This window comes from Burkholderia sp. DN3021 (genome assembly GCF_049805555.1).
GTDB lineage: Bacteria > Pseudomonadota > Gammaproteobacteria > Burkholderiales > Burkholderiaceae > Burkholderia > Burkholderia pyrrocinia_C.
The window spans coordinates 47078-54403 of record NZ_JBNCAB010000049.1; the positions used below are offsets into that span (position 1 = coordinate 47078).

The following is a 7326-nucleotide window of genomic DNA, read 5'->3' on the forward strand; positions in this document are numbered from 1 at the left end:
CTCAGTCCCATAACTGGAGCCGCTCGGCGCCGGATTGCGCCGGTTGCGGTACTTCGTCGGGCAGCTCGACGAGCAGCCCGTGAGGCAGGATCGGGCCGTACTGCGCCAGGTCCCGGTTGAGGTCGAGCACCGCTTCGACGACGCCGCGCGTGCGGCCGAGCACGCGCCAGCAAAGCGCGTCGATGGTTTCCCCCTGGAGCGCCCGCACCTCCATCAGATCAGCTCCACCGTCATGCGAGGGCGGCCGATGATGTCGCTGATTGCCCAGCGGGCGTCACGGCGCAGCTCTTCGCCCTGGGGCTCCAGCTCGTCCGCGCGGCGTGCGCCATCGCCTGTCGTGTCGTAGTCGCGGTACCGCTCGATGAGCGTCGCCTTCGCCAGGCAATACACCGCGCGCCGGTAGTGCTGCAGCCGTACGCTTTCGTCGTCGAGCTGGTCGGCCGGCACGTCGGCCAGGCACGCGATGCCGGCATCGCGCCACGCCGCGCGTGCGCCGCGCAGCTCGTCGTTTACCTCGGCGATCGCGGCGAGCAGCTCGTGCCGCAGGCGGGCGTCGGTGATCGACCCGTCGAGGCGCATCGTGTCGCGCGCGTGCTCGAGCGACACATCCGGATAGAACGGGTCGTTCTTGATCGGCTCGGCGGGTTCCGCATCCGCCGGCGCGCGCGGCAGCGGCGGGGTCGAGACAAAAGACATGGTCGGGTTCGTCAGGTTGATCGGTAGAGGCGGTGGACGGGGCTTTCGCGCGGACAGTGCCGGCTACGGCCCCGTGCCGCCTGGTGCGCGGGGTACGCTCGGTGTCAGCCACCGGGGCCGGACTGGCCCCCGTTGGCGGAATTCTTCAGCTCGCGCTCGAGCCGCTCGATGTCCTTCTTCACGCCCACGTTCGCGAAGAGCTGCAACGCGCGGCGCAGGTGATCGAGGGCGCTCGCCGGATGGGTGGCGGCCAGGCCGTAGCCGATCGCCTTGTGCAGCTTCGCGCGCACCTCGTCGGGCATGTCGGCCAATGCGGTGAGCTGCTCGATGTCCAGCAGCGGCTCGACCTGGATCGCCTCGCCCGCCCGGTTCGCACGCAGCGCGGCTTCGGCAAATTCCTCGACCAGCAGGCACGGCGTGCTGCGCTTGTACTGGTCGGGCAGCGTGAGGCTGTGACGCAACGCGTACGCGCCGATCTCGAGTGCGCCCTGGAAGTCGCCGACGTCGACGCGCCAAACCATGATCGTCATCAGCACGTCGTCCTGGGCGCCGGCCGCGCCGTCCAGTACGCCGGTGACCCACGCGTCGTATGCGGGCAGGAACTGCCGCTTCAGGTCGGCCTTGCGCTCGAGCGACTCGACAGCCTTCAGCGCCCGGCGGTGTTCGTCGAGCTGCGCGAGCATCAGCGTGTACGCTGAATCGTCGCGCAGCCCGCCGACACTCGTCGGCGTACCGCGCGCGGCCGTGGCCGCGACGGTGCGCTGGAAGTGTTGGCGGAACGGGTTCGTCATGCGCCACCTTGCGGAGCGGCCGGGGCAGCGTCGGCGAGCTGGATGTTCTCGACCACGCAGCCCGCGCCGTACTGCTCGACCACGTACGCATCGTTCGAGTTTTCATAGTTCTCGATACGATCGCGCTCGGGCACCTCCTTCAGCGAGCGACGGCGCGCGCTGATTTGCCAGTAGATCGACAGGTTGTCCAGACGCGTAACCATCAGCGCGTGCGGCGGGAAGTACGGGACCGCCACGGCCGGCAGGTTCCCGACGCGCTTCTGAGATACGACAATGTCGGTTGCGAGCGTTTCGGTCGACGGCTGCGCCTGGTTGATGAGCGGGAAGTACTTGTCCTGGAGCAGCTCGCGGCCGCAGATCACGACGAGATTCGGGTCTTCGGCGTACCACGGGTCGAGGAATTCGTTGCGCGCGAGCGTCACGACGGCGTCGAGATTCTTGAATTCCTCGCCCTTGCCGATCTTCACGCCCGAGAACACGCGTTGCTTCGCGTTGTTGCGGTACTGCTGAAGCCAGCCAATGTTGACGTCCTGCAGCAGCGGGTTCGCGTTGAGGTCGGTGTCGGCCGCAACCTGTACGCCGTTCCAGCCGATCATGATGCGATCGAGTGCCTGGCGAAGGATGATGGAGTCGCGCAGACGCGCCTGGAAGTCCGGGAACTTCGCCCACGCATCGAGCTGCTGATAGCGGATGTGCGTATCGTAGTTCGTCTTCTCGCAGCGGTATTTCTGGTTGTCGAGTGCCGAGACGTCGCGCGTCTCACGCGCGCGCTTGGTCGTATCGGTGCGGCTCGCGATCGGGCCGGATACACCGAGGCCGATCTTCTCGCCTTCCATTTCCTCGACGCCGTGGATGTTGATTCGGCCGAGGAATGCGCTCGATTCCTGGATCTTCGTTTCGAGCGTTTGCTGCACGCTCGGCGCAACCGAAAACTTCTTCGTCGCATCGCTGACGCCGTTCAGTTCCTGGATGCGGGCCAGGTACCGGTTGTACTGCTCGCGGGTAGTGTTCCGCATGGGTTCTCCGTCTATGGGAAATGGGATGAGGGCGGGTTAGCAGTCGGTCTGCGCCCCGTTGTCGCTGCCCGTCGACATCGGCCGCTGTTGCTCGCTGCTGTCGGTGCGCGAAAGTTTCTTGACCAGCTCGCTATGGCGCTTGTCGCCGGCCTGCTGCGCGCGCTGCAGCTCGGCGAAGTTCGTGTTGAACTTCTCGAGCTGCTCGAGCACCTGGCTCTGGCTTTCCGCGAGCGCGACGACCGATTGCGACAGGTCGGAAAAACGCTGGTCGTCGGTCGCTTCCTTGCGGTTCAGCAGGCCCCGCACCTTCGAGAACAGCGACTTGCCGGCGTCGCTCGTGCGCGGCGTTTCCTCATCGAGCTCGATCACTGCCTCGACTGCCGCGCTGAAGAGGTTTACCGGGCGCTGTTTGCGCGTGTCGAATGCCTTGTGCTGCGCACTGAAGGCAAGCATTTCGGTCCCGAGGCTCGCCGGGTTGTCGGTGACGGCGAGGCCAACCAGGTATGCCTCGCCGGTGCCGGCGAAGTCCGGGTCGACCTCCATCGACGAATAGACCTTCTGGCGCTGCACGGTCGTCAATTCGACCAGGTCCTTCGTCGGCGAGAGCTGCGCGAGCAAGCGCAGCTTGCCGTCCTGCTCCTCGGTCTTCAGCGCGATCACGTCGCCGTACGCGCGGAACGTGCTGTCCGGATACATGCCGCGAATGTGTTCCATGTTGATGCGCGCGCCGTACGTCTTCGGGTCGTAGCTGCTCGCCATCTGTTCGAGCATCGTGCGATCGATCGTGCGACCGTCCGTGGTCGCGCCTTCCGTCGCGATGCAGAAAAACTTCATCTTCTTTGCGTCCTGTGCCATGTGCGAATCCGCTGAGAGGGTGCTGTGTGCAGGGATTCCAGTTTCGGCAGTTCGAACCGGTGTCGCAACGCATGTTGGTTGTGCGCGCAACCGATACAACCGTATGCAGTAGGGCCTACGCGCGCGCGTCGGTAGCCTTGCTGCATGACTGCACTTCCCATTGATTCATCCGACGTTGATCCACGCCGACGCGCACGCGACCTGTACTGGCAGGGGTATCGCATCGCGCGCATCGCCGAGCTGCTCGGCGTGAAGCCGGCCACGCTCTATAGCTGGAAAAAGCGCGATGGATGGGACGAGACCGAGCCGGTTGACCGCGTCAACATGACGATCGAGGCGCAGCTGATAAAGCTCGTCACGAAGGAGGCGAAGGAAGGGCGCGACTTCAAGGAGATCGACCTGCTGACGCGTCAGCTCGACCGACTGCGCTCGCGTCCGGCGAACGATGCAAAGGTGAGCGAATCCGGGAGCGCGGGCGGCACGCGCCGGTCGCGCAGCTCGGACGATCGCAACGCGTTCAGCGAAGAGCAGGCCGAGAAGCTCAACGACGCGTTTCTCGAATCGATCTTCGACTATCAGCGCACCTGGTATCGGGCCGGCTTCAAAGAGCGGATTCGCAACATTCTCAAGAGCCGGCAGATCGGCGCGACCTGGTACTTCGCGCGCGAGGCGCTGCTGGACGCGTTGAACACCGGCCGCAACCAGATTTTTCTGTCGGCCAGTAAGGCGCAGGCGCACGTGTTCCGGCAGTACATCGTCCAGTTCGCGAAGGATGCAGTCGGCGTCGAGCTGAAGGGCGACCCGATCGTGCTGCCGAACGGCGCGACGCTGTACTTCCTCGGCACGAATGCGCGCACGGCGCAGAGCTATCACGGCAACCTGTATTTCGACGAGTACTTCTGGGTGCCGCGCTTCCAGGACCTGCGCAAGGTCGCGTCGGGCATGGCGATTCACAATCACTGGCGGCAGACGTATTTCTCGACGCCGTCGAGCCTCGCGCACGAAGCCTATCCATTCTGGACCGGGAAGCTGTTCAACCGCGGCAGGTCCAAGGATCAACAGGTATCGATCGACGTGTCGCACGCGGCGCTAGTCGGGGGGCGGTCGTGCCCGGATGGTCAATGGCGCCAGATCGTGACCGTCGAGGACGCCGTGCGCGGCGGCTGCAACAGTGGAGCGCGGCCGCTGTTCAACCTGGACCGCCTGCGTCTCGAATACAGCGCGGAAGAATTCTCGAACCTGCTGCTGTGCCAGTTCATTGACGATTCGCTGTCGGTCTTCCCTCTCGCGACGTTGCAGACGTGCATGGTCGACACGTGGGAGGTGTGGGACGACTTCAAGCCGCTGTACCTGCGTCCGTTCGGCGGCGAAGAGGTGTGGATCGGTTACGACCCATCGCACACGGGCGACAGTGCCGGATGCGTGGTCTTGGCGCCGCCGAAGTATCCCGGCGGGAAATTCCGCGTGCTCGAGCGGTTCCAGTGGCACGGCCTCGACTTCGAAGCGCAGGCCGCGCAGATCGAGGCATTGACCAGGCGCTACCGCGTGACCTACATCGGCATCGACACGACCGGGATCGGGCAGGGCGTCTACCAGCTCGTCACGAAGTTTTTCCCGGCCGCGACGCCATTCCACTACTCGGTCGAGATCAAGACCGCGCTCGTGATGAAGGCGCAGAACGTGATCCGCAAGGGCCGGCTCGAGTTCGACACGGGCTGGAAGGATCTCGCCGCGTCGTTCATGGCGATCAAGAAAACCATCACGCCCAGCGGCCTGCAGGTCACGTACAAGGCGAGCAGCTCGGAAGAGGCGAGCCATGGCGACCTGGCCTGGGCCTGCATGCACGCGCTCGCGAACGAACCGCTCGAGGGCGCGACGAGCACCAATACCGGATTCATGGAGATTTTTGATGTCACGTAAGTATCGACGCGGCGCCGGGCGCCGCACGCACGACCGAGCTGAGCTGGCGGCCGACTCGACGTCGGCGCCAGCGCCGTGCGCGGAAGTTTTCTCGTTCGGCGATCCGGTCGAGGTGATGGATCGGCGCGAGCTGCTCGAGTATGTTGAATGCATGCGGATGGGGAACTGGTACGAACCGCCGCTGCCGCTCGACGGGCTTGCCCGCTCGTTCCGGGCCGCTCCACACCACAGCTCGGCCATCTACGTGAAGCGCAACATCCTGGTGCAGTCGTATGTTGAGCATCGGCTACTGTCGCGAGCGGACTTCAGCCGGTTCGTGCTCGAGTACCTGGTCTTTGCGAACAGCTACCTCGAGCTGCGCACGAACCGGCTCGGCACGCCGATGGCGCTGAAGTCGTCACTCGCGAAATACACGCGGGTCGGCGTCGAACCGGATCAGTACTGGTTCGTGACGAATGTGCGCGAGCCGTATGCGTTCCCGAAGGGGGCCGTCTATCACCTGTTCGAGCCGGACCTGAACCAAGAGATTTATGGGCTGCCAGAATATCTGTCGGCGCTGAACTCGACCTGGTTGAACGAGAGCGCCACGCTGTTCCGCCGGCGCTACTACAAGAACGGCAGTCACGCGGGCTTCATCCTGTACATGACGGACGCGGCCGAGCGGCAGGAGGACGTCGACAATCTGCGTTCGGCGCTGAAGAACGCGAAGGGGCCGGGCAACTTCCGGAACCTGTTCATGTACGCGCCGAAGGGGAAGAAGGACGGCATTCAGCTCCTGCCGATCGGCGAGGTCGCGGCGAAGGACGAGTTCTGGAACATCAAGAAGGTGACGGTCGAGGATCAGCTCGCGGCGCACCGTGTGCCGCCGCAACTGATGGGGATCATCCCGTCGAACGCCGGCGGGTTCGGTGACGTGGAGAAGGCGGCCGGGGTGTTCAACGGTCTCGAGATCGATCCGTTGAAGGCGCGGCTCCGGGAGGTGAATGATTGGCTCGGGGTCGAGGTCGTGCGGTTCAGGGACTTCGAGATGCCGAAGGGCTGACGCCCGAGCGCACACCTGGCAAAGCAAAGCCGCCGGGCACTTCGGTGCCGGCGGCTTTTTTGCGTCTGGCGCCCTTGCACGGGCGCGGCGGAATAGGGCGCCTCAGAGCGGCCGACGGGCTGGCTGTCCCCGCAGCCCGGCCGGGCATGCAGCAGGGCCGTGGCGGGCCGTCTGACGCGCGTGCGGGCCATCCTCTGGGGCCGGACCCCTGCCCGAATGATGGCGATCTCGACCCGGCGCGCGCAGTTGTGACCCCGCCCCACCTGCTCCCAAAAATGAACGCCTTTTATGCACTCATGCGTCCGACGCTGGCGGCCGCCTGGCGCGGGCCGCGCGGCGATCGGCGGGCCGCTTCTTCTACGCACTTTTATGCGTTCGGGTTATGCAGTCTCGGCATTTCGCGATCTCGGGCCTCCCGCTCCGGCGACCAATTAGACGAGACTCGGAATCACGTGACAGCCACACGTGGCGCGGTGGCCGCGCCGTGCGATCGATATGCCGTCGTCCGTCATCGATGGGGCACCACCCTCGATGACGCTGGGCGATACCTCAGGATGCTGTGGGCACGACACGCGATCGCCCTTGAGCGCGACGAAGCGGCCTCGAAACGCATCGTTGTGGTGCCCGTCTCGATCTTGCAGCCGTAGTCGATGTCGTCGCCGACGCGAATTAGGTTCATCATTTAATTCACTCGATATTGACATGGCATAAGTGATCCAGATCCGTTGGTGGCTGTCCTGCACGTTTTTCCCGACGTCGCCTTTCTCCCAGCCGCTGGCCACGTTGCACAAGTCCGGTAACGTTCTTCACGAGCGTCCGGTCTCTGTTGTGGATTCAGCCTCGCGTAGCAGATGCGCCGCCTCTTGTGTAGCCTCGTGCATGGCCGCCTCATCGGTGCCCGGCGCGCCGGCAAGTGTCAGCGCTACCCCAGCGTGAATTTCGGGATAGCTATGCGTGAATATATCCAGCGTGTTCACGTCTTTCTTGTCCAGGCCCGCTTCGTCAC

General features: G+C 64.6%; 8 protein-coding genes and 1 pseudogene. 2 read left to right on the forward strand and 7 right to left on the reverse strand.

Annotated features, from left to right (window positions below):
* Position 1: 1 nt before the first annotated feature.
* The 5 genes from ACPUER_RS22930 to ACPUER_RS22950 all read right to left on the reverse strand — a co-directional run bounded on the left by ACPUER_RS22930 (position 2) and on the right by ACPUER_RS22950 (position 3358).
* Positions 2 to 214, reverse strand: coding sequence for a tail protein X (locus ACPUER_RS22930; RefSeq protein ID WP_059606501.1), 213 nt, complete (start codon positions 212 to 214; stop codon positions 2 to 4).
* A complete protein-coding gene (locus tag ACPUER_RS22935; RefSeq protein WP_425132190.1) occupies positions 214 to 696 on the reverse strand; it encodes a head completion/stabilization protein in 483 nt (160 codons plus the stop codon). The genes ACPUER_RS22930 and ACPUER_RS22935 overlap by 1 nt, the downstream gene beginning before the upstream one ends.
* A 104-nt stretch (positions 697 to 800) precedes the next feature.
* Positions 801 to 1487, reverse strand: a complete 687-nt coding sequence (locus ACPUER_RS22940) for a terminase endonuclease subunit (RefSeq protein ID WP_425132191.1) — start codon at positions 1485 to 1487, stop codon at positions 801 to 803.
* A complete protein-coding gene (locus tag ACPUER_RS22945; RefSeq protein WP_425132192.1) occupies positions 1484 to 2503 on the reverse strand; it encodes a phage major capsid protein, P2 family in 1020 nt (339 codons plus the stop codon). The genes ACPUER_RS22940 and ACPUER_RS22945 overlap by 4 nt, the downstream gene beginning before the upstream one ends.
* A gap of 36 nt (positions 2504 to 2539) precedes the next feature.
* Complete coding sequence (locus tag ACPUER_RS22950; RefSeq protein WP_425132193.1) at positions 2540 to 3358, reverse strand: GPO family capsid scaffolding protein; 819 nt, start codon at positions 3356 to 3358, stop codon at positions 2540 to 2542.
* A gap of 144 nt (positions 3359 to 3502) precedes the next feature.
* On the opposite strand from ACPUER_RS22950, the gene ACPUER_RS22955 reads away from it, so the two are divergent.
* Both ACPUER_RS22955 and ACPUER_RS22960 read left to right on the forward strand, forming a co-directional pair.
* A complete protein-coding gene (locus ACPUER_RS22955; RefSeq protein ID WP_425132194.1) occupies positions 3503 to 5278 on the forward strand; it encodes a terminase ATPase subunit family protein in 1776 nt (591 codons plus the stop codon).
* A complete protein-coding gene (locus ACPUER_RS22960) occupies positions 5268 to 6320 on the forward strand; it encodes a phage portal protein (protein WP_425132195.1) in 1053 nt (350 codons plus the stop codon). Before ACPUER_RS22955 ends, ACPUER_RS22960 begins: the two co-directional genes overlap by 11 nt.
* Before the next feature lie 431 nt (positions 6321 to 6751).
* On the opposite strand, the pseudogene ACPUER_RS22965 reads toward ACPUER_RS22960, so the two are convergent.
* Positions 6752 to 7002 (reverse strand): annotated as a pseudogene (locus tag ACPUER_RS22965) (PAAR domain-containing protein).
* Positions 7003 to 7126: 124 nt separating this feature from the next.
* On the reverse strand, positions 7127 to 7326 hold a 200-nt coding region (locus tag ACPUER_RS22970), incomplete at its 5' end, for a hypothetical protein (RefSeq protein ID WP_425132196.1).

Bases quoted from the DNA above. Each gene is read 5' to 3' on its own strand.
- ACPUER_RS22945 (WP_425132192.1), bottom strand. From the start codon at position 2,503: ATGCGGAACACTACCCGCGAGCAGTACAACCGGTACCTGGCCCGCATC.
- ACPUER_RS22955 (WP_425132194.1), top strand. From the start codon at position 3,503: ATGACTGCACTTCCCATTGATTCATCCGACGTTGATCCACGCCGACGC.
- ACPUER_RS22935 (WP_425132190.1), bottom strand. From the start codon at position 696: ATGTCTTTTGTCTCGACCCCGCCGCTGCCGCGCGCGCCGGCGGATGCG.
- ACPUER_RS22940 (WP_425132191.1), bottom strand. From the start codon at position 1,487: ATGACGAACCCGTTCCGCCAACACTTCCAGCGCACCGTCGCGGCCACG.
- ACPUER_RS22930 (WP_059606501.1), bottom strand. From the start codon at position 214: ATGGAGGTGCGGGCGCTCCAGGGGGAAACCATCGACGCGCTTTGCTGG.
- ACPUER_RS22950 (WP_425132193.1), bottom strand. From the start codon at position 3,358: ATGGCACAGGACGCAAAGAAGATGAAGTTTTTCTGCATCGCGACGGAA.
- ACPUER_RS22960 (WP_425132195.1), top strand. From the start codon at position 5,268: ATGTCACGTAAGTATCGACGCGGCGCCGGGCGCCGCACGCACGACCGA.